Annotated in this window: 15 protein-coding genes and 2 riboswitches; of the genes, 13 read left to right on the forward strand and 2 right to left on the reverse strand. The window is 45.1% G+C overall.

Going from position 1 to position 22,370, the window contains the following annotated elements; all coding sequences use genetic code 11:
• The first annotated feature begins 6 nt into the window (after nt 1-6).
• Nucleotides 7-2,409 (forward strand): sodium-translocating pyrophosphatase, encoded by a 2,403-nt coding sequence (locus tag RBB12_RS09610; RefSeq protein ID WP_306013627.1) that lies wholly within the window; start codon nt 7-9, stop codon nt 2,407-2,409.
• A 92-nt stretch (nt 2,410-2,501) separates the two neighbouring features.
• Here the strand turns inward: RBB12_RS09610 and RBB12_RS09615 are convergent, their stop codons facing one another.
• Nucleotides 2,502-3,218 (reverse strand): energy transducer TonB, encoded by a 717-nt coding sequence (locus tag RBB12_RS09615; RefSeq protein ID WP_306013626.1) that lies wholly within the window; start codon nt 3,216-3,218, stop codon nt 2,502-2,504.
• Nucleotides 3,219-3,424: 206 nt separating this feature from the next.
• Entirely contained in the window at nt 3,425-4,042 is a 618-nt protein-coding gene (locus tag RBB12_RS09620) for a deoxynucleoside kinase (protein ID WP_179385266.1), read from the reverse strand.
• A 320-nt stretch (nt 4,043-4,362) separates the two neighbouring features.
• Here RBB12_RS09620 and metK point away from each other — a divergent pair, with 320 nt between their 5' ends.
• The 12 genes from metK (at nt 4,363) to metH (ending at nt 22,368) form a co-directional block, all read left to right on the forward strand.
• The gene (metK, locus tag RBB12_RS09625; RefSeq protein ID WP_306013625.1) at nt 4,363-5,616 is read left to right on the forward strand and encodes a methionine adenosyltransferase; all 1,254 of its coding nucleotides are present in this window, start codon (nt 4,363-4,365) and stop codon (nt 5,614-5,616) included.
• 103 nt (nt 5,617-5,719) lie between these two features.
• The gene (locus RBB12_RS09630) at nt 5,720-7,654 is read left to right on the forward strand and encodes a CocE/NonD family hydrolase (protein ID WP_306013623.1); all 1,935 of its coding nucleotides are present in this window, start codon (nt 5,720-5,722) and stop codon (nt 7,652-7,654) included.
• Between the two features lie 100 nt (nt 7,655-7,754).
• Nucleotides 7,755-7,858, forward strand: a riboswitch (SAM riboswitch).
• A gap of 78 nt (nt 7,859-7,936) precedes the next feature.
• Nucleotides 7,937-11,320, forward strand: coding sequence for a bifunctional aspartate kinase/homoserine dehydrogenase I (gene thrA / locus RBB12_RS09635; RefSeq protein ID WP_306013621.1), 3,384 nt, complete (start codon nt 7,937-7,939; stop codon nt 11,318-11,320).
• A gap of 118 nt (nt 11,321-11,438) precedes the next feature.
• Nucleotides 11,439-11,753, forward strand: a complete 315-nt coding sequence (locus RBB12_RS09640; RefSeq protein WP_179385262.1) for a GIY-YIG nuclease family protein — start codon at nt 11,439-11,441, stop codon at nt 11,751-11,753.
• Between the two features lie 42 nt (nt 11,754-11,795).
• The gene (locus RBB12_RS09645) at nt 11,796-12,962 is read left to right on the forward strand and encodes a PLP-dependent aspartate aminotransferase family protein (protein WP_306013620.1); all 1,167 of its coding nucleotides are present in this window, start codon (nt 11,796-11,798) and stop codon (nt 12,960-12,962) included.
• Nucleotides 12,963-13,017: 55 nt separating this feature from the next.
• Nucleotides 13,018-13,425, forward strand: a complete 408-nt coding sequence (locus tag RBB12_RS09650) for an RrF2 family transcriptional regulator (RefSeq protein ID WP_306013618.1) — start codon at nt 13,018-13,020, stop codon at nt 13,423-13,425.
• A gap of 173 nt (nt 13,426-13,598) precedes the next feature.
• Nucleotides 13,599-14,222: a phosphoadenosine phosphosulfate reductase family protein gene (locus RBB12_RS09655; protein WP_306013617.1), complete on the forward strand. Its 624-nt coding sequence runs from the start codon at nt 13,599-13,601 to the stop codon at nt 14,220-14,222.
• A 76-nt stretch (nt 14,223-14,298) separates the two neighbouring features.
• Nucleotides 14,299-16,389 (forward strand): HEPN domain-containing protein, encoded by a 2,091-nt coding sequence (locus RBB12_RS09660; RefSeq protein WP_306013616.1) that lies wholly within the window; start codon nt 14,299-14,301, stop codon nt 16,387-16,389.
• A complete protein-coding gene (gene cobA / locus RBB12_RS09665) occupies nt 16,382-17,158 on the forward strand; it encodes a uroporphyrinogen-III C-methyltransferase (protein ID WP_306013615.1) in 777 nt (258 codons plus the stop codon). Before RBB12_RS09660 ends, cobA begins: the two co-directional genes overlap by 8 nt.
• A gap of 66 nt (nt 17,159-17,224) precedes the next feature.
• Complete coding sequence (locus RBB12_RS09670; protein WP_306013614.1) at nt 17,225-18,286, forward strand: NAD(P)/FAD-dependent oxidoreductase; 1,062 nt, start codon at nt 17,225-17,227, stop codon at nt 18,284-18,286.
• A gap of 115 nt (nt 18,287-18,401) precedes the next feature.
• Nucleotides 18,402-18,515, forward strand: a riboswitch (SAM riboswitch).
• A 112-nt stretch (nt 18,516-18,627) separates the two neighbouring features.
• Nucleotides 18,628-19,629 carry a homocysteine S-methyltransferase family protein gene (locus RBB12_RS09675; protein WP_306013613.1) on the forward strand — a complete coding sequence of 334 codons (1,002 nt, stop codon included), beginning with the start codon at nt 18,628-18,630 and terminating at the stop codon, nt 19,627-19,629.
• Nucleotides 19,630-19,638: 9 nt separating this feature from the next.
• Entirely contained in the window at nt 19,639-22,368 is a 2,730-nt protein-coding gene (metH, locus tag RBB12_RS09680; protein ID WP_306013612.1) for a methionine synthase, read from the forward strand.
• Nucleotides 22,369-22,370: the final 2 nt, after the last annotated feature.

Genomic DNA, 22,370 nt, shown 5'->3' on the forward strand with positions numbered 1-22,370 from the left:
TAACCTATGGATTTAATCGTAAAATTTTTGCCCGTATTTGGTGTCTTGGCCCTTCTGTATGTATTCATCAAGAACGTATGGATTTCCAAACAAGAGGTCGGGGACGAAAAAATGGCAAGGATTGCCAAGAACATTGCTGACGGAGCAATGTCATTCTTAAAGGCCGAATATAAAATACTCAGCATCTTCGTGGTCTGTGTGGCCGTTCTATTATTCTTTAAGGGAAGTAATGAAACTGGTTCCAATGGAATGGTGGCCATTTCCTTTATCGTAGGAGCCATTTGCTCCGCCTTGGCCGGATTCATCGGGATGAAGGTAGCTACCAAGGCCAACGTAAGGACTACCAATGCTGCTAGGACTTCATTGGGCAAAGCCCTCGAAGTGGCCTTTGCGGGAGGTGCCGTAATGGGACTTGGCGTTGTGGGACTTGGCGTGTTGGGCTTGAGCGGGCTTTTTATGATCTATAGCGGACAAGGCTGGGAGATTGGCGAAGTGCTGAATGTACTTTCTGGTTTCTCCCTTGGAGCTTCATCCATAGCCCTTTTTGCGCGTGTAGGTGGAGGTATTTACACCAAAGCTGCCGATGTGGGGGCTGATTTGGTTGGAAAAGTGGAAGCAGGAATCCCGGAAGATCACCCGTTGAACCCTGCCACCATTGCAGATAACGTGGGCGACAACGTAGGTGATGTGGCCGGTATGGGTGCCGACCTTTTTGAATCCTATGTAGGTTCTATTATCGGAACCATGGTTTTGGGAGCTGTGTTTGCAGGATTGCCCGAATTTCAGGCTGCTTTTGACGGTCTTGGTGCCGTGTATTTGCCTTTGGCTTTGGCGGCAGTGGGAATCATCATGTCCATTATCGGAACTTTCTTTGTTCGGGTGAAGGATGGCGGAAATCCGCAGACTGCACTGAATATCGGTGAATTTGGTTCCGCAGGCCTTATGTTGGTCGCTTCCTATTTTATAATCAATGCTATGCTACCAGAAACATGGGTTGAAGGTGGAAAAGAGTTCACTTCCATGGGCGTTTTCTGGGCGACTATCGCAGGTCTTGTGGCCGGATTGTTGGTAGGAAAAGTAACCGAATATTACACAGGAACTGGAACCAAACCAGTTAACTCTATTGTACGTCAATCCGAAACTGGCTCAGCTACAAATATTATTGCTGGACTTGGTGTGGGAATGATGTCCACCGCCATACCTATTATATTGATTGCAGCCGCTATCTTGGTATCACACTACTTCGCTGGATTGTATGGTATTGCCATCGCAGCGGTCGGAATGTTGGCGAATACTGGAATCCAGTTGGCTGTTGATGCTTACGGACCCATTTCAGATAACGCAGGAGGTATTGCCGAAATGGCCGAACTTCCTGGAGAGGTTCGTGATAGAACCGATAAATTGGATGCCGTTGGAAATACTACCGCAGCAATCGGTAAAGGTTTTGCGATTGCATCTGCCGCATTGACCGCATTGGCACTTTTTGCAGCTTTCATGAAAACGGCAGGGGTACAGTCAATCGACGTGTCCAGACCAGATATTATGGCTGGATTGTTGATTGGTGGAATGCTACCGTTTGTATTCTCGGCACTTTCCATGAACGCGGTGGGTAGGGCAGCAATGTCCATGATCGAGGAAGTACGCCGACAATTTAAGGACATTCCTGAGTTGAAAGCAGCTTTGGAAATCATGCGTAAGTACGATACCGACCTTTCCAAGGCGAGCAAGGAAGACAGAGCGATTTTTGAAGCAGCGGATGGAAAAGCAGAATATGAAAAATGTGTTGAGATTTCTACACAAGCTTCCATTAGGGAAATGGTATTACCTGGTTTATTGGCCATAGCTGTTCCCGTTGCGGTAGGATTTATTGGAGGCGCTGAGATGCTTGGTGGATTGCTGGCTGGTGTAACTACAGCAGGGGTTTTGATGGCTATCTTCCAGTCCAATGCTGGTGGTGCGTGGGACAACGCTAAAAAAACCATTGAAAGTGAAGGACGTAAAGGTAGTGATGCCCATAAGGCCGCTGTAGTAGGGGATACTGTTGGTGACCCTTTCAAAGATACTTCTGGTCCTTCCTTGAACATTTTGCTTAAATTGATGTCGGTAGTTGCTTTGGTAATCGCACCTAGTTTGGTGAGCATGTCACCTGCTGATGAGGTTAGCATGTTGAAAGAGGATGGAACTACCATCACTATCACCGAGGAAGGAATGAAAGAATCCAAGATGGTAGAAAAGCAAATCCGTGTCGAGGTAAGCAATACCGCTGACGGAGGTTATAAAGCAGTGGTTACCTCAAGTTCCAATGTAGATGGAGAGATGGTGGAAGAAACCAAGGAGTTTACTGCCGATACCAAAGAAGCATTGGATAAAAAAATTGAAGCGTATAAGAGTGCCGAGGCAAAGGATTAGCTCGCGCTTTACCGCAAAGCTGGAAAAACCACGCCATTGGCGTGGTTTTTTTAGTTTACGTAGTTTCTCCTGATGGCTGAACGCCAAATGTTTTAGTTTAATTTGAAGGTGATGGGAATGGAGTAGTGCACCTTTACTGGTGTGCCTCTTTGTTTTCCGGGCTGTAGCTTCGGAAGTTTGGAGATGATGCGTGCCGCTTCCTTTTCCAAGCTCTCATGTGGACCTCGAAGTCTAATGTCACCAATACTTCCATCCTTCTGTACCGTAAAGATGACATTTACACGCCCCTCCAGTCCCATTTCTTGTGCGACTTCAGGATATCGGAAGTTCTTGCGAATGTGCTTGAGCATTTGTTCCTGAAAGCATTCCCTTTTCTCCTTTTCGGTGCTTTCGTTTTCGCAGCCCGGAAAAATAGGGGCATTTTCAATTAGGATAAAGGGAATCTCATCTGGAATATCATCCTCCGCTACTTCAATGGATTCCACATCAGAAATTTCCGTGTCTTGGTCTACGTCGGTCGCCTCAATAACCGTCTCTTCCACTTTTTCATCATCCTCTGCAATTTCAATTTTTGGGGGACTTTGGATTTTGGGCTGTGGAGGGTCGGGAAGTTTCAACTTCAAGAAAGGGGTTTCCTCGATCAAGTCTTCATTCACTTTTACGGCCCCCACGTCCCAGGTGTCATCCGAGTAATAGGTTTTCCAGTTCAATGCCAAATAGGCCATTAAAAGTACAAATGTCATCCCCATAAAAAAGTAGAGCATGCTGTTTCGCTTAACATCAAGGTGCGGATTTTTTTTCGGTTCCATAATTTTCAAAGTTTTTGGCAATAGGCCTAGTTAATAGCAGTGGGTGTATCCCAAGCCTAAACTAGTTTGAAAAATGACGGAAGTAAATCAGGAATGAGTCAACGGTACATTTGAATGAGGGAAACAGGGCACACCAGTCTGAAAACGGAGCTCAAACTCAAAGTTGTTGCCATTTGTAAAGGTGTTACGCTGGTATCTAAGGTAGCTTACTCGAACAAACCGTGGATTTCTCCATCGATACGATTGATGACTTCACCCAAATCTTCAGGATTATCTACAAAATTGATGTTATCCACATCAAAAATGAGCAACTTTCCTTTTTGATAGGTGTTTACCCATGCTTCGTAACGTTCGTTCAATCGACTGAGGTAATCAATGGAAATAGAATTTTCGTACTCACGTCCGCGTTTATGAATCTGGTTCACCAAATTGGGAATGGTACTACGAAGGTATATCAAAAGATCGGGCGGCTGGACCAAACTTTCCATCAACTCAAAAAGTCCTTTGTAATTTTCATAATCCCTGTTGGTCATGAGCCCCATGGCATGCAGGTTGGGAGCAAAAATATGGGCATCCTCGTAAATGGTCCTGTCTTGGATTACACTTTTTCCACTCTCCCTGATCTTTAGGATTTGGCGGTACCTGCTGTTCAAAAAGTAAATCTGAAGGTTAAAGCTCCAGCGCTCCATTTGGGTGTAAAAGTCATCCAGGTAAGGGTTGTCCACCACATCCTCAAAATGGGCCTCCCACTTGTAATGTTTTGCAAGTAAATTGGTCAACGTTGTTTTTCCGGCCCCAATGTTGCCTGCCACAGCAATATGCATACGATGTGAATGTTTTTTTAGTTGTTGGTGTCAGGGAAATCTAATCGTCGCAATATACAAAGTTAATCCGCTTATCGAAAATAAACTGGTTCAAATGGACTATCTCGGATTAGGTGCCAACAAAGTTTTAAAATAAGCGGCAAATATGTACTTTTGACCCTCAAAACGAGGAAAGATTTGACTGATTGCAACCTCGAATACCCTAAAGGGTAGGTAAAAATGCTAAAGCAGTTCGCGTTGGCTTCGGTTGGCGCCCCTTCTTCAAGGTTAAGAACTTCTTCGCACTTTGGTCAAATCTTCACATTTTTAAAAATCTAGAAATGGCGTATTTATTTACATCAGAATCCGTTAGCGAAGGACATCCCGACAAGATTGCAGATCAGATCAGTGATGCCTTATTGGATAATTTTTTGGCCTTTGACCCTGAAAGTAAAGTGGCCTGCGAAACCATGGTGACCACCGGACAAGTTGTTTTGGCCGGGGAAGTGAAAAGCCATACCTATGTGGATTTGCAGAGCATTGCCAGAGAGGTGATCAACAAAATTGGATACACCAAAGGTGAATACAAATTCAGTGGGGATTCCTGTGGTGTAATTTCCCTGATTCACGAACAATCGCAGGATATTAACCAAGGCGTAGATCGAGGCAGCAAAGAAGAGCAAGGGGCAGGTGACCAAGGGATGATGTTCGGCTACGCTACCACTGAAACGTCCAATTATATGCCTTTGGCATTGGATATCTCGCACAAAATTTTGGAGGTTTTGGCCGATTTGAGACGTGAAGGCACCCGAATTTCATATTTGAGACCGGATGCCAAGGCCCAGGTAACCATTGAATATTCTGATGACAATGTTCCCCAACGTATCGATACGATAGTGGTTTCCACTCAGCATGACGAGTTTGATACCGACGAGGCCATGTTGGATAAAATTAAGAGCGACATCGTCAATATCTTGATTCCAGAGGTGAAACAACTGATGCCGGAAAGCATCCAGAAATTGTTCAACGACAATATCAAATACCACATTAATCCAACCGGAAAGTTTGTGATTGGCGGACCGCACGGAGATGCCGGTCTTACCGGGAGAAAAATCATTGTGGATACTTACGGGGGCAAGGGAGCCCATGGGGGTGGAGCCTTTAGCGGAAAAGATCCAAGCAAAGTGGATAGAAGTGCGGCCTATGCTGCACGCCATATGGCCAAAAACTTGGTGGCCGCAGGGGTCGCAGGAGAAATTTTGGTACAGGTGAGCTATGCCATCGGGGTGGTAGAACCAACGTCCATTTATGTGGATACGTACAACTCCTCCAACGTGGATATGAGCGATGGTGAAATTGCCAAAAAAGCTTCCGAGCTCTTTGATATGCGTCCGTTTGCCATCGAGAAACGTTTAAAACTCCGGAATCCCATATATCTGGAAACAGCGGCTTACGGACACATGGGCAAAGAGCCCAGAACAGTAAACAAGGTTTTTGAATCCCCGTACAATGGGCGTATTGAAAAAGAAGTGGAACTCTTCACTTGGGAAAAATTGGATATGGTGGATAAGGTAAAGGAAGTCTTTGGCTTATAACCCATCAACATCAATAAAACAAAAAGGGAGCTTTCAGGCTCCTTTTTTTATTGGCATACTCTTCCGAACTTTAGTAGCTTTAGCCTATCAAAAAATTAAACGTATGAGAAGTTCGTTCAGAGTCCTGTTCCTTGGAATGTTTGTGTTGTTGGTCGCGGTTGGTTGTAAAAAGACCGTCAAAACGCAAATCGAAACAGTAGATACCTATGTAGCCGATAATTACACCAAAAAAGAGGTTGACATTGAGATGAGGGACGGCGTTAAACTTCATACGACTATTTATTCCCCTAAGGATACCTCAAAGAAGTATCCTATCATCATGCAGCGCACGCCGTACAGTTCTAGACCCTACGGTGAAGAAAACTTTAGGATCAAAATCGGCCCCAATGAGCATTTGATGAAAGAGGGGAATATTATCGTTTACCAAGATGTAAGAGGACGATGGCTGAGCGAAGGCCATTATGTGAACATGAGGGCTTACATTCCCAACAAAACCTCCAACGATCAGGTAGATGAGAGCTCTGATACCTACGATACCATTGAATGGTTGGTGAACAACGTAGAGAACAATAACGGAAATGTGGGTGTTTGGGGGATTTCTTATCCCGGTTATTATGCAACATACGCTACCGTGGATGCGCATCCAGCGTTAAAGGCCGCCTCCCCCCAAGCCTGTATCGGTGATTTCTTTTTTGATGATTTCCACCATAATGGAGCCTATTTGTTGAGCTATTTCAGGGCAACCTCGCTCTTCGGGACCCCACGGCCCAATGGGGATGCACCCATCGATACGGCATGGTATACCTTGCCCAGCTTGCCCACGGAGGACCAATATCAGTTCTTTTTGGATGCAGGCCCCTTGAAAAATCTCGATTACTTTTTTGAATACGAAACGGCGGATACCCCAACAATGCGACCAGAAGGTGTGACCGATGATTTCTTTTGGAACGAACTCAAGGAGCATCCGAATTATGATGAAATGTGGCAGAGCAGGGGACTGATACAACATTTAAAGAATGTAAAGAGTAGTGTGGCCACCATGATCGTAGGCGGCTGGTTTGATGCCGAGGACCTATACGGACCGTTGGAAACCTATAAAAACATTGAACAATACAACAAGGACAATTACAATACCATGGTGTTCGGACCATGGGACCATGGAGCTTGGGCAAGGGACAAGGTGCGCAATGCCGTAGGCAATTATTATTTTGGAGATTCCATTTCATTATTTTATCAAAAGGAAATTGAGACCAAGTTTTTCAATCACTTTTTGAAAGGGGAGGGAGACAAGGATTCTGGCCTGCCCGAAGCATATGTGTTCGATTCAGGAAAGAAGGAATGGAAAAAATATGATACATGGCCACCAGAGAATGCCACCAAACAGACCATGTACCTTTCGGACAACCAAGAACTCACCACCGAACAAAAAGAAATCAAGGGAATCCAGTTTATCAGCGACGTAAAGAAGCCCGTTCCGTATTCCGAAGATGTAAAAACGGTATTTACTCCACGTAAATACATGACGGACGATCAGCGTTTTGCGGCCCGTCGTTCCGATGTGTTGGTTTTTGAAACCGATGTCATGGAAGAAGATTTTACGCTGGCGGGAGATATTATGGCCAAATTGAAGGTAGCCACTACGGGCACCGCCGCCGACTGGATCGTAAAGGTCATTGATGTGCACCCACCGGATGCCGAAACCAATGAGGAAATGCAGGACCACCTAAAATTGAGCAATTACCATTTAATGGTGAGGAGCGAGGTGCTTCGCGGCAGGTTCCGAAATAGCTTTTCCGATCCGGAGCCCTTCACGCCCAACGAGAAAACCGATGTGAACATTAAGCTTCAAGATGTGTTCCATACCATTAAAAAGGGGCACAAATTGCAGATTCAGGTACAGAGCACCTGGTTTCCGCTTATTGATTTGAATCCACAAACTTACGTGGACAACATCTTTAAGGCGGACGAATCCGATTTCAAGACACAGACCCATACCGTGTTTACCGATTCCAATATTGAGTTTACGGTATTGAAATAAAAAGCTATTGGTGAGGTCGATTTTTGAAAATTTCCCAAAAGATTAGGAAAATCGACCTTTCCATCAGTATATTTGTCCACGAAGTTCAAATATGTATTGTAAGTTATCAAGAAAGGTGGAGGGAATAGACCCTTTGAAGCCTTAGCAACCCTTGACGCTTGTCGAGAAGGTGCTACATTCTATCCCTCAGGGAATAGATAACAACACGGGTAGTTTCTGCCATCTTTTCTTATAACCTTATTTTTTAGTAATCATCGGCCCTTGGGCCTATCACTTTTTTGTATGGATTTAAGGCATTTGGCCATATCGGATTTTAAAACAGCAACCGGGTCTGTTCAGGACCTAGAATTGTCATATCAGGTCTTTGGGAAGCCCTTGCACACTGCACCGATTGTTTTGGTTAATCATGCACTCACTGGGAATTCCAATGTGGCAGGAAAAGATGGATGGTGGTCCGATTTGATCGGGGAAGGAAAATGTATCGATACGGACACATACACCATTTTGTCCTTTAACATTCCGGGCAATGGTTTCGATGGTTTTGTGATCGATAACTACAAGGATTTTGTCGCTGCCGATATAGCAAGGATATTTTTATGGGGATTGAAGGAACTCGAGATTGCAAAGTTGTTCGCTATTATAGGTGGCTCATTGGGAGGTGGAATTGCTTGGGAAATGGCAGCTCTCAACCCAAACATTACGGAACATTTGATTCCGGTGGCATCCGATTGGAAATCCACGGACTGGCTCATTGCCAATTGTCAGATTCAGGAACAATTCTTGGTCAATTCCAAACAGCCTGTGCACGATGCGCGCATGCATGCCATGTTGTGTTACCGTACTCCGGAATCCTTTAAAGAACGATTTAAGAGAAGCACCAATGAAGAACTCAAGGTGTTCAATGTGGAATCCTGGTTGATGCACCACGGTAAAAAATTACAGGAGCGTTTCCAATTGTCCGCCTATAAGTTGATGAACCAACTATTAAAGTCAATCGACATTACTCGGAACGGTGAAGAAGCCTTTAAGGCTTTGCAGGAGAGCGATACCAAAATCCATATCATTGGGGTCAATTCCGATCTGTTCTTTACTGCCGAGGAGAACAAGGAAACCTTTAAGCGATTGGCACAGGCGAATACGAATGTGACCTATGGGGAGGTACAATCCGTGCATGGACATGATGCTTTTTTGATGGAGTTTGAACAACTGGAAAAGTTATTGGAGACCGTTTTTCAGCAAAATACGGAGCGAATCAAAATTTTGAAGTTTGGCGGAAAGTCCTTGGCCAACGGGGAGGGAATTGACCGAGTGTTGAACATCATCCATAAAAGATTTGACGAGAAAGAACACTTTGCCGTGGTGGTATCCGCCCGTGGAAAAGCTACGGACCAGCTGGAGAGCTTGTTGGAAAAGGCGTCCAAAGGCGCAGACTTTGATGCAGACCTTAAAAGGTTTGTCGACTATCAAAAGAACAATTTCGATGGCGTAGACCTTTCAGAAGAACTGGCTACGATTGAAAAGATACTGAGAGGCGTCGCCTTAACGGGTGATTACAGTTTAAAGACCAAGGATGAGGTGCTATCTTTTGGCGAATTGTTGTCCGCCAAATATGTAACCGCCGCGCTCAATGTCAGGGGATTAAAGGCAAAGCTTTTTGATTCGAGGAAGTTGATCACTACGGACGATAACTATAGCAATGCAGAGGTGGACCAAGGCACATCCAAGGAAAATGTGCTCCGGTATTTCCATGAATTGGAAAAAGATACCATTCCCATTGTTACTGGGTTTATCGGTTCCAACCGGAATGGCTCCACAACAACCTTGGGCAGAAATGGAAGCAATTATTCCGCTGCCCTATTGGCCAACTTTTTGGATGCGGGCGAGTTGATCAATTATACCCATGTGGACGGTATTTTTACCGCCAATCCGGATTTGGTGGAAGATGCCCGCCTGATCGATGTGATATCCTACGGAGAAGCCAACGAATTGGCCAACTTTGGGGCAAATATTTTGCATGCGAAGACCATTATTCCCCTTATTGAAAAAAATATACCCTTGCGCATTTGCAATACTTTTAATGATGATAACCAAGGGACATTGATCGGCCCAAAGACCGAAAACGGCGGAATCAAATCCCTTTCCGTACTGGACCATATGGCACTCATCAATTTGGAGGGCAGGGGATTGCTCGGTAAAGTGGGGGTGGACATGCGAATTTTCAGGGCCTTGGGCCAAAATGGAATCAGTGTGGGCATTGTATCACAGGGTTCCTCTGAAAGGGGGATTGGCTTGGTGGTCGATGCCTCCAAGGCAGATAAGGCCAAAAAGGTGCTTGACCAAGAGTTCGAAACCGATTATTCCTCCCAGGATATCAACCAAATCTCCGTAGTTAAGGATGTTTCGGTCATTTCCATTGTGGGAATGGACCTGAGCAGCTTCCACAAACCCTTTAATGCCTTGGCCAAAAACCAGATTATTCCGTTGTTGTTCAACAATACGGTTACGGGCAAGAACGTGAGTATGGTGGTCAAAAAATCTGATTTGAACAAAGCCATCAATGTCATTCATGGACAGATTTTCGGTATTGCCAAAAAAATCAATCTGGCCCTCTTTGGGCATGGTAATGTGGGGGGTACGTTGATCAGCCAAATATTGGATTCAAAAAACAACATTGAGGAGCGAAAGGGTATCGACCTTAAGGTGTTTGCCGTAGCCAATTCCAGAAAGGTACTTCTAGATGCTTCGGGCGTGGGATCGGATTGGAAAGAACGTTTGGAAAAGGAAGGTCAGCCCTATCAACTGGAAGACATTACGGCCTTTGCCAAAAAGTACCATTTGGAGAACTTGATCGCCGTGGACAATACGGCAAGCAAAACTTTTGTGGAGCAATATGAGCCGTTGATTGCCCATGGTTTTGATTTGGTCTCTTCCAACAAGATAGCGAATACCCTGAACTTTGAGAAATACAGGTCCATACGAAAATGCTTGGACAAAAACCAAAAACAATACCTCTATGAAACCAATGTGGGAGCAGGTCTTCCCTTGATAGATACCATCAAACTATTGCACCTTTCCGGGGAGAACATTACAAGAATCAAAGGTGTATTTTCGGGATCACTGTCCTACATTTTCAATACTTTTTCTGGGAAGGAAGTGGCATTTTCCGAAATTGTTAGGGAAGCGATGCAAAAAGGCTTTACGGAACCCGACCCGAGGGAAGATTTGTCAGGTAATGATGTCGGACGAAAATTGTTGATTTTGGCCCGCGAGTTGGATCTTCAAAATGAGTTTTCCGACATCAGTGTGCAAAACCTGATTCCCAAAGAACTTCAGACCTTGGAGTTTGAACAGTTTATGGAGCGCATTGATGAAATGGACCATAACTACAAGGGAATCAAGGATAGCCAAGAATCGGGTCACGTGTTGCGTTATGTGGGCGATTTGCATGGCGATTTGCAGCAGGATAAGGGGATTTTAGAAGTGAAGTTGGTTTCCGTGCCCAAAGAAAGTGCTTTGGGACAGGTAAAAGGTTCGGATTCCATTATCGAAATTTATACAGAATCTTACGGAGAACAGCCACTGGTGATTCAAGGCGCTGGCGCCGGCGCAGCGGTGACAGCTAGAGGCGTCTTCGGGGATATTTTACGGATAGCGGAGAAAGTGTAGCTTGAGCATGTTTCAAAGGAAAGAAATGAGTTAGTGAATGCAGTGGATAAGCGTAGTCGAAATAGCTAGTTGAAAAAATCGTAACGGTGGCTGAGCGTAGTCGAAGCCACACTGAAAAATGAAAGGATACCTCTACATATTGGAGTGCTCAGATGGAAGTTACTACACCGGCAGCACTATTGATTTGCAGAAACGAATAAATGAACATCATAATGGCCAAGGTGCAAATCATACGAAGAAAAGATTGCCGATTAAGTTGGTATATGTAGAAGAGTATTTAAATATTGCAACGGCTTTTGAACGTGAAAAACAAATTCAGGGATGGTCGAGAGCAAAGAAGGAAGCATTGATAACTGGAGATTTTGATGCGCTACCAAATTTGTCGGAGTGCAAAAACGAGACGAATTTTAAATATTATAAGGAGAAAAAATAAAGTGGCTTCGACTACGCTCAGCCACCGAAAAAAGTAAAGACAATGAAAGACAAAAAATTCGAAACAAAAGCCATACGCACACAAATGGAGCGCAGTCAAAATTTGGAGCATTCCAGTCCTATTTACATGACTTCAAGCTTTGTTTTTGAGGATGCCGAAGATATGCGTGCGTCTTTTGCAGAAGAAAAGGAACGAAATATTTACTCCAGATATTCCAACCCCAACTCCTCCGAGTTGATCGATAGGGTTTGCCAAATGGAGGGAGCGGAAAGCGGTTTTGCCTACGCCTCGGGTATGGCAGCGGTTTTTTCGACCTTGGCCGCAATGTTGGATACAGGGGATCATGTGGTTTCGTCCAAAAGTATTTTTGGCTCTACCCATACCCTGTTCACCCAGTTTTTTCCGAAATGGAATATCCAAAGCAGTTATTTTGATGCCAATGACCTTTCGGAAATCGAAGGATTGATTCGGCCCAATACCAAAATTCTTTATGCAGAAACTCCGACAAACCCTGGAGTGGACGTCCTGGATTTGGAGGAACTGTCTCGAATAGCCAAGAAACACGGGCTCATTTTTATTGTTGATAACTGCTTTGCGACACCCTATTTGCAACAACCCATAAAATTTGGTGCGGACTTGGTCATCCACTCCGGCACCAAACTAATGGACGGTCAAGGAAGGGTCTTGGCTGGTATCACCGTGGGTAGCGGAGCATTGATGGATAAGGTATACCGCTTTTCCCGAATAACTGGTCCTGCATTGTCGCCCTTCAACGCCTGGGTGCTATCCAGAAGTTTGGAAACCTTGGCGATTCGTGTGGATAGGCATTGCGAAAACGCCCTGAAATTGGCTACCTACCTGGAAGGCCATGATAAAATTGAATGGGTCAAATACCCATTTTTGAAGTCACACCCCAAATACGAAATAGCCAAAAAGCAGATGAAAGCAGGAGGCTGTGTAGTTGCCTTTGAAGTGAAGGGAGGCCTGGAAGCTGGTCGGAATTTTTTCGATAGCATACAACTGTTGTCCCTGTCCGCCAACTTGGGCGATGCTCGAAGCATTGTTACGCACCCTGCATCCACCACACATAGTAAACTGACTACCGAAGAGCGCAATGCCGTTGGTATTTCTGATGGAATGGTTCGGGTGTCGGTAGGTCTGGAACACATTGACGACATTATAGCGGACATCGCCCAAGCATTGGGCTAATCTTTCTGGCGGCGGGTTTTGCCCATGCAGTGTTAATTTTTCCTATCTTCGTAAGATGCTCTCCAAGAAGACAAAATACGGACTTAAGGCACTTACCTATCTCGCAAGAGTCGAGGGACGGGAACCTGTTCAAATTGCCGAGATCGCCAAGTGTGAGAACATTTCCCAAAAATTCTTGGAAAGTATTTTGCTTACCCTGAGACGCAATGGACTGTTGGGCTCCAAAAAAGGAAAGGGTGGTGGATATTATTTGATCAAAGACCCCAAAGAAATCCAAATGACCACTGTGATGCGGGTTTTGGAAGGACCGATAGCCATGGTGCCCTGCGTAAGCCTGAATTTCTACGAAAAATGTGACGATTGTCCCGATGAGGAAGAATGTTCCGTTCACAAACTGATGCTCAAGGTACGGGACAGTGCTCTTGATGTCTACCGAAATAACTCCTTGGCTGATTTACTCTGATAAGTTCCTGATCAATCTATTTTTTTGAATTCGAAATCCCTAAAGCCCATCTTCATTTTGGATAGTCTACTAAAACTATGGGGTAAACGGAAATTTAAGATAGAATTTGCTTTTCGTTCCCAAAATAAAGTTTACTTTTGAAATTCCTATTAAAACTATAGACTTAATATTTTATGGCACTTGATATAGACTTAGAATACTACAACAAGCAATTTAGAGGAATACCCCCCGAAGAAATAATCAGTTGGGCTTTGCAATTGTCAAAGAGAAGAATAGTTACAACAAGTTTTGGAAAATATTCAGCTGTACTTTTGAATACATTTAGTATAGAGGATCCAAACATTGATGTAGTTTGGTGTGACACGGGTTATAATTTACCGGAAACTTATGAACATGCCTCATATTTGACAAAATTACTCAATCTAAATCTTCATACCTATGTTCCAAAGGAAACAAAGGCTTACACGGAGCATCGTTTAGGTTTTCCCTCTGTTGATCAGCCAGAACATATAGAGTTTTCAGAGATTGTTAAGCTAGAGCCTTTCAGAAGGGCGCTGGCAGATTTTAAGCCAGACATTTGGTTTTCTAACATAAGAATACGTCAGACTGAATTAAGAAGCTCCAAAGATATCCTCAGTTATAGCAAAGAGGGCATCCTGAAAATTAGTCCCTTTTACTATTGGTCCGATGAAGACTTGGATGCCTATCTCGAGCAACATAATCTACCAAAAAACAGTACATATTTTGATCCAGTCAAAGCTTTGGAGAGCAGGGAGTGTGGTATTCATTTACAATAAATAATAAGATAGATTGCTTTGGAATTTTGTACTGATTTAATCTGAATTCCTTCATGATCTAGCAAAATAATTGATTATGCAAAGCTTTAGAACAGAGATAGAAAACCCGGTGGTTGAGAAGGACATCATCGAATTGGAGAAGAAGATTCGTCAGTTCAAAGGTGGTGAAATGGACGAGGAAAAATTCCGTAGCCTGCGTTTGGCACGTGGGGTTTATGGACAACGCCAGCCTGGGGTTCAGATGATTCGAATCAAGTTGCCCTACGGAAAAGTCACATCCAACCAATTGCTCCGTATTGCCGATGTTTCCGATGAGTATTCCAGAGGAAGGTTGCATATCACCACCCGACAGGATATCCAAATCCATTATGTCGATTTGGAACGCACTCCAGAACTTTGGGCCCAGTTGGAAAAGGACAAGGTTACCCTAAGGGAAGCCTGTGGAAACACGGTAAGGAACGTAACTGCCAGCGAAACAGCTGGAATCGATGTGGACGAACCCTTTGATGTTTCTCCCTACGCCCAGGCCGTTTTTGAGTATTTTCTTAGGAATCCCATAGGACAGGAAATGGGAAGGAAGTTTAAGGTCTCCTTCTCCGCAAGCGATGCCGATACTGGACTTTCCTACATGCACGACCTAGGCTTTATTGCCAAGGAAAAGGATGGTGAAAGAGGTTTTAAGGTAATGCTCGGAGGTGGATTAGGTTCACAGCCGCGGCATGCCGATGAATTGTACAGCTTTTTGCCCACCGACAAAATCATCCCGTTGATGGAAGGGGTCATCCGTGTGTTCGATAGGTACGGGGAACGAAAAAGTAGAGCAAAGGCCCGAATGAAGTTCTTGCTGAAGGATTTGGGTCTCGATGGTTTCAAAAAGTTGCTGGAAGAAGAACAATTGGCGATTCCACATCATACCTATCCCATCGAAATCGATAGTTATCCTGAAGTTAAGGTGGCCGAGGTAGAAACGCCAAAAGTGGTTATTGAGGATAAACAAGCCTTTGAGGCCTGGAAATCCACCAATTTGGTGCCCCAAAAACAAGAGGGCTTTGTGGCTATCGGAATCAAGGTACTTTTGGGAGATTTCTATACCGACAAGGCACGCGAACTGGCCCAATTGGTTCAAGACTATGCGGCCGGAGAGATTCGTTTGTCGCTCAGACAAAATATATTGATTCCCTACGTGAAGGAGGAATTGGTTCCCTTCTTTTATCAGGAACTTCAAAAACTTGGTTTTGCCGAAGCGGGATACAATAAAGCATTGGACATAACCGCTTGTCCTGGCACCGATACCTGTAATCTGGGCATTGCCAGCAGTACCGGAATCGCAGCCGAACTCGAAAGGGTCATCAAGGCGGAATATCCACAATACATTAAAAATCCAGATGTTGTCATCAAGATCAGCGGGTGCATGAATGCTTGCGGACAGCACAATATGGCACATATCGGTTTTCAAGGAATGTCCGTGCGTACCAAGGATAAGTTGGTTGCACCTGCGCTTCAAGTGTTGTTGGGTGGTGGAAATTTTGGTGATGGTAGGGCCAGATTCGCGGATAAAGTAGCCAAAATCCCGAGCAAAAGAGGGCCACAAGCGCTACGTCTTATTTTGGATGACTTTGAAGCCAACGGAAATGGAGCTTCGTTCACCGATTATTACGAGGAAAAGGGGCAGCTTTATTTCTATGATTTCCTAAAGCCATTGACCGATGTTGACAACCTCACCCAAGATGATTTTATTGATTGGGGGAACGAAGAAAAATATAAAAAGGAGATAGGTATTGGGGAATGCGCTGGGGTTATTGTAGATCTTGTCGCCACCCTCTTCCTAGAAAGTCAAGAGAAAATTGACAACGCAGAAGAAGCTATCCAAGAAGGTAAATGGGCAGCCAGTATCTACTATTCCTATCAATCCATAGTCAATTCTGCCAAGGCTTTATTGACAGCCGAAAAAGTGAAGACCAATACCCATGCCAGTATCGTCAAGGATTTTGATGAACTGTATGTGGAATCAGGAAAAATAGCCTTTGAGGGCGGGTTTGCCAATATAGCCCTTCAATTGAACAAGAACGAACCGTCTGAAGCCTTTGCAAAATCCTATGTGCAAGACGCCAAGGAGGTATTGCAACGATTGGAAGCGTTCAGGAAAATGGAGTTGGAACATGCATAGAGGAAAATTGACCGTAGTGGGCGCAGGTCCAGGAGATGTGGATTTGATAACGCTCAAAGGGGTGAAAGCGCTGCAAAATGCCGATGTGGTGTTGTACGACGCTTTAGTGTCCAACGAACTATTGGAATATGCTCCCAAAGCCGAAAAAATATTTGTAGGCAAACGCAAAGGTTGTTACTCGTACCAACAAGCTCAAATCAATGATTTGATTGTGGAACGCGCAACGCAAGGATGGCACGTGGTCCGATTAAAGGGGGGAGACCCTTTTGTTTTTGGAAGGGGAGCCGAAGAAATGGAGCATGCCGCAGCCTTTGGGGTAGAAGTGGATGTGGTTCCAGGTATTTCGTCTTCATTGTCCGTACCCGCTTCACAAAACATCCCAGTCACCAAAAGGGGAGCAGCGGAAAGTTTTTGGGTAATCACAGGAACCACGAAAGAACATAAACTGTCCAACGATGTGGCTTTGGCAGCCAAATCAAATGCCACCGTGGTCATACTTATGGGAATGTCCAAACTTGGGGAAATCATGCAGCTTTTCAAAAAGGAAGGTAAAGAGGATACCCCAGTGGCCATTATTCAAAACGGAACCACGGAACACGAAAAAATAGGAATTGGCACTGTTGCTTCCATGGAGAACAAGGCAAGGGAGCAGCAGTTGTCCAACCCAGCCATCATTATTATTGGCGAGGTGGTCCACCATCGTCAGAACATATTGGATATCCAACATAGATATCAACATCAGGACATAAAATTGCACGAAAAAGTTTAGTCAAAATGTAAGCTCGAGAAGCCGGCTGCAGCAGGCATGCAGTAGAGAGCATTTAAAATTAGAATTATGATCAAAACAGATATCATTATCATAGGAGCCGGTCCAACCGGACTGTTTACCGTTTTTGAAGCAGGATTGCTCAAGTTGAAATGTCATTTAATCGATGCCTTGGCACAGCCTGGCGGGCAATGTTCCGAGATATATCCAAAGAAGCCCATTTACGATATCCCTGCCTATCCAGAGATTTTGGCGGGTACTTTGGTGGATAAGCTCATGGAGCAAATAAAACCTTTTGAGCCAGGTTTCACCTTGGGCGAGCGTGCGGAGACTTTGGACAAACAAGAAGACGGTTCTTTTATCGTGACCACGAACAAGGGAACCCAGCATCATGCCCCGGTTGTTGTTATTGCGGGCGGTTTGGGCTCGTTTGAACCCAGAAAGCCCCTTATTCCCAATATTGAACTTTTTGAAAGCAAAGGGGTGGAATATATGATTAAGGACCCGGAGCAGTTCCGGGACAAAAAAGTGGTCATATCCGGTGGTGGCGATTCTGCCTTGGATTGGGCCATTTTCTTGGCCGATGTGGCTTCAGAAGTTTCTTTGGTACACCGAAGAAACGAGTTCCGCGGAGCTTTGGATTCGGTTGAAAAGGCACGCGAACTCGCCAAACTGGGCAAGATTCAACTCTACACCATGGCGGAAGTAAAAGAGGTACACGGAAAGGAAGATTTGCATGCAGTAGTTATTGAATACAACGATGGTGAAAAGGAATCGACCTATGTGGAAACCGATTACTTTATCCCGCTGTTCGGACTCTCCCCAAAATTGGGGCCATTGGGCAACTGGGGGTTGGAAATCGAAAAAAATGCCATCAAGGTGAACAATGCCAAGGATTATCAGACTAACATCCCAGGGGTATTTGCCATTGGAGATGTGAATACCTATCCGGGCAAACTCAAGTTGATTCTGTCCGGGTTTCACGAAGCGGCCGTGATGTGCCAATATGCGTATCAAATCATCAACCCCGATAAAAGATTTGTGATGAAGTATACCACCGTTGGGGGCGTACAAGGGTTTGATGGTTCCAAAAAAGAGGCCAAAAAAGAAGTGGTGCAGAGCATCAACTAATAAAATTAGATGTTTTTAGAAGCGAAAAGCCTTCCGAAAGCGATTTTGGGAGGTTTTTTTGTTTTTGACTGGCGAGTACCGTTTCTTTGCAGTTCAGTTCATGTATAAATTGAAAGTGTTATCAAGAAAGGTGGAGGGATTGGACCCTTTGAAGCCTTAGCAACCCTCGTCTTCGAGAAGGTGCTACATTCTACCCCGGTCCGCAATTTGTTTGGGGGCCACATGGAGCGTATTCATACCTAACATGGGTATAGGGGGAAGGATAACGAAACGCATACCGCAACGTATCCACACACTTTTCTTGATTTCGCCACATCCTTCTTTTGAAGGAAAACTATGTTATGGGAAAAATTGAAGACATATTGAAACAGCGGATTTTAGTGTTGGATGGAGCCATGGGTACCATGTTGCAGCGCTATAAATTCAAGGAAGCCGATTTTAGGGGTGAACGGTTTAAGGATTGGCCAAGTGATCTGCAGGGCAACAACGACCTGTTATCCTTGACCCAACCCGATGCGGTGAAGGAAGTCCACCGCAAGTTTTTGGAAGCAGGGGCGGACATCATCGAAACCAACACCTTTTCTGGGACCACCATAGCCATGGCCGATTATGGCATGGAAGAATTGGTCTACGAACTGAACTATGAGTCGGCGAAGCTTGCCAAGGAAGTGGCGCAAGAGTTTACCGATAAAAATCCCGATAAACCGAGGTTTGTGGCGGGTAGTATTGGGCCTACCAACAAAACGGCCAGTATGTCGCCCGATGTGAACGACCCGGGTTTCCGCGCTATTTCCTTCGATGAGCTACGTAAAGCATACAAACAGCAAATTGAGGCCCTTCTCGATGGTGGTGCCGATATTTTGTTGGTGGAGACTATTTTTGACACGCTGAACGCCAAAGCAGCGCTTTTCGCCATAGAAGAGGTGAAGGAAGAACGAAACATCAATGTGCCAGTGATGGTCAGTGGAACCATCACCGATGCTTCAGGCAGAACATTGTCCGGTCAGACTGCCGAAGCATTTCTCATCTCTATTTCGCACATTCCCATTTTGTCCGTAGGTTTCAATTGCGCTTTGGGAGCCAAACAGTTGGTGCCCCATTTGGAGGTGGTGTCGGCAAAATCGGAATTTGCCATATCTGCCCATCCCAATGCAGGATTGCCCAATGCCTTTGGGGAGTATGATGAAACTCCAGAACAAATGGCAATTCAAATAAAGGAGTACGTGGAAAAAGGATTGGTGAACATCGTAGGCGGTTGCTGTGGCACCACTCCGGAACATATCAAAGCCATTGCAGAAGTCGTAAAGAATTATGAACCTCGAAAAGTTTTGACGCACGCATAGCGAAGGCCTATGACAACGAATAAAGAACAACGATACCTAAAATTATCGGGTCTTGAGCCCTTGGTCGTCACCCCGGAAAGTAATTTCATCAATGTGGGGGAACGTACCAATGTGGCAGGTTCCAAACGTTTTTTAAGGCTCATCAAAGAAGAAAAATTCGATGAAGCCTTGGATATCGCCCGCGAACAAGTGGAGGGTGGGGCCCAGATCATCGACATCAATATGGATGATGGCCTTATTGACGGCAAGGAAGCCATGGTCAGGTTCTTGAATTTGATCGTTTCCGAACCCGATATTGCCCGTGTACCCATCATGATCGATAGTTCCAAATGGGAAATTATCGAAGCCGGTCTTCAAGTAGTGCAGGGGAAATGTGTGGTCAACTCTATCAGCTTGAAAGAGGGCAAGGAAGAGTTTATCCATCATGCCAAATTGATCAAGCGATACGGTGCAGCCGTGATCGTAATGGCTTTTGATGAGGTGGGACAGGCGGATAATTATGAGCGCCGTATTGAAATTGCGAAGCGTTCCTACGATATTTTGGTCAACGAGGTGAATTTTCCTCCCGAGGATATCATCTTTGACCTGAACATTTTTCCCGTGGCCACGGGTATGGATGAGCATAAGAATAACGCCATCGACTTTATCGAGGCCACACGCTGGGTGCGGGAAAACCTGCCCTATTGCAGCGTTAGTGGTGGTGTGAGTAACGTATCCTTCTCCTTTAGGGGGAACAACCCCGTTCGTGAGGCCATGCACTCCGCCTTTTTGTTCCATGCCATCAAAGCTGGAATGAACATGGGTATCGTAAACCCGACCATGTTGGAGGTGTACGATGATATCCCAAAGGATTTATTGGAGCACGTGGAGGATGTACTGCTCAACAGGCGCGACGATGCTACCGAACGATTGCTCGAATTTGCAGAGACCGTTGTGGGAACAGCCAAGGAAAGCAAGGTCGATTTGTCTTGGCGGCAAGACCCGCTCCAGGATCGGATTACCCGGGCCTTGGTGAAGGGCATTGACCAATATATCATCGAAGATGTGGAGGAGGCCCGCCAACAGGCAGCCAAACCTTTGGAAGTCATCGAGGGCAACTTGATGACGGGAATGAATGTAGTAGGTGATCTGTTCGGCAGCGGAAAAATGTTTTTGCCCCAAGTGGTCAAATCCGCCCGTGTGATGAAAAAGGCCGTAGCTTATTTGACACCCTATATTGAGGCTTCCAAAGACAAGAATGCCAAGGCAGCCGGAAAAATATTGATGGCCACCGTTAAAGGTGATGTTCATGACATCGGAAAGAATATCGTAAGCGTGGTCCTGGCTTGCAACAATTATGAAATTGTGGATTTGGGCGTGATGGTTCCTCCAGAGAAAATCATCAACAAGGCCAGGGAAGAGCAAGTAGATGTTATTGGGTTGAGCGGACTCATTACGCCTTCATTGGACGAAATGGTGTTCTTGGCCAAGGAGATGGAACGCCAAAACTTTGATGTTCCCCTTTTGATAGGTGGCGCCACAACAAGTAAGGCACACACGGCGGTAAAAATCGACCCACAATACAGTCAGTCCGTGGTGCATGTCAACGATGCCTCAAGGGCCGTTACCGTGGTGGGGGATTTGCTTCAGGAAGAAACCTCGGCCAACTATAAAAAATCCATCAAACTGGATTACGAAAGTTTTAGGGAAAAGTTTCTAAAACGTGGCAAGCAAAAGGAATATTTAACCTTGGATCAGGCTAGGAAAAACAAGCTTCAAATCGATTGGAAGCCATCGGACATCAAAAAGCCAAACCAATTGGGTATTGAGGTTTGGGACGATTTTGACTTAAAACAATTGGTAGATTTTATCGATTGGTCCCCATTTTTTAGAAGTTGGGACTTACATGGAAAATATCCCGATATTTTGACCGACGAAGTCGTAGGCGAGCAGGCCAAAGAGCTGTTTGAAGATGCGAAGGTACTTCTACAGCGAATCTTGGACGAGAAGTTGTTGAAGGCCAAGGCTATTTTTGGATTGTTTCCGGCCAACCAAGTCAACGAAGATGATATTGAAGTGCACTTGTCACCTCGAGCGCAATCGAGAGGGGATGAATCGGATGCGCTAGAAACGACAAAAGATTCAACCTTCCTGTTTAGGACCCTTCGCCAGCAAACCAAAAAACGGGCTGGGGTGCCCAATATCGCCCTGGCGGATTTTATAGCGCCCAAAGCATCGGGAATTCAGGATTATATCGGTTGCTTTTGTGTAAGCACAGGATTTGGAACACAGGAATTGGCTGCGGAGTTCGAAAAGAACCATGATGATTACAACTCGATTATGATCAAAGCCTTGGCGGATAGGTTTGCCGAGGCGTTTGCCGAATATCTGCATAAAGAGGTACGTACCAAACACTGGGGCTATGCCGTTGACGAGAATTTGGACAACGATGAATTAATCAAGGAAAAGTACCGTGGCATCCGACCAGCACCAGGCTATCCTGCCTGTCCCGACCATTTGGAAAAGCTCACCATTTGGGAAATGATGCAGGTTGAGGAAAGAATAGGGGTAAAGCTCACCGATAGTCTGGCCATGTGGCCCGCTGCTAGTGTCAGCGGGTATTATTTTGCCCATCCCGAGGCCAAGTATTTTGGTTTGGGAAAAATAAAACAGGACCAAGTTCAGGATTTTGCCGAACGAAAACATATAACTTTGGAGAAAGCCCAAAAATGGCTGGCTCCCAATATTGTTGATGAATAACC

Source organism: Allomuricauda sp. MMSF_3307 (genome assembly GCF_030733585.1).
In the GTDB taxonomy this organism is placed as follows: domain Bacteria; phylum Bacteroidota; class Bacteroidia; order Flavobacteriales; family Flavobacteriaceae; genus Flagellimonas.

Excerpts from the sequence above, each read along its gene's own strand:
- RBB12_RS09610 (WP_306013627.1), top strand. The coding sequence starts at position 7 with ATGGATTTAATCGTAAAATTTTTGCCCGTATTTGGTGTCTTGGCCCTT.
- RBB12_RS09660 (WP_306013616.1), top strand. The coding sequence starts at position 14,299 with ATGCAAAGCTTTAGAACAGAGATAGAAAACCCGGTGGTTGAGAAGGAC.
- RBB12_RS09670 (WP_306013614.1), top strand. The coding sequence starts at position 17,225 with ATGATCAAAACAGATATCATTATCATAGGAGCCGGTCCAACCGGACTG.
- RBB12_RS09640 (WP_179385262.1), top strand. The coding sequence starts at position 11,439 with ATGAAAGGATACCTCTACATATTGGAGTGCTCAGATGGAAGTTACTAC.
- metK (WP_306013625.1), top strand. The coding sequence starts at position 4,363 with ATGGCGTATTTATTTACATCAGAATCCGTTAGCGAAGGACATCCCGAC.
- metH (WP_306013612.1), top strand. The coding sequence starts at position 19,639 with ATGACAACGAATAAAGAACAACGATACCTAAAATTATCGGGTCTTGAG.
- RBB12_RS09675 (WP_306013613.1), top strand. The coding sequence starts at position 18,628 with ATGGGAAAAATTGAAGACATATTGAAACAGCGGATTTTAGTGTTGGAT.
- thrA (WP_306013621.1), top strand. The coding sequence starts at position 7,937 with ATGGATTTAAGGCATTTGGCCATATCGGATTTTAAAACAGCAACCGGG.
- RBB12_RS09615 (WP_306013626.1), bottom strand. The coding sequence starts at position 3,218 with ATGGAACCGAAAAAAAATCCGCACCTTGATGTTAAGCGAAACAGCATG.
- RBB12_RS09650 (WP_306013618.1), top strand. The coding sequence starts at position 13,018 with ATGCTCTCCAAGAAGACAAAATACGGACTTAAGGCACTTACCTATCTC.
- cobA (WP_306013615.1), top strand. The coding sequence starts at position 16,382 with ATGCATAGAGGAAAATTGACCGTAGTGGGCGCAGGTCCAGGAGATGTG.
- RBB12_RS09655 (WP_306013617.1), top strand. The coding sequence starts at position 13,599 with ATGGCACTTGATATAGACTTAGAATACTACAACAAGCAATTTAGAGGA.
- RBB12_RS09620 (WP_179385266.1), bottom strand. The coding sequence starts at position 4,042 with ATGCATATTGCTGTGGCAGGCAACATTGGGGCCGGAAAAACAACGTTG.
- RBB12_RS09630 (WP_306013623.1), top strand. The coding sequence starts at position 5,720 with ATGAGAAGTTCGTTCAGAGTCCTGTTCCTTGGAATGTTTGTGTTGTTG.
- RBB12_RS09645 (WP_306013620.1), top strand. The coding sequence starts at position 11,796 with ATGAAAGACAAAAAATTCGAAACAAAAGCCATACGCACACAAATGGAG.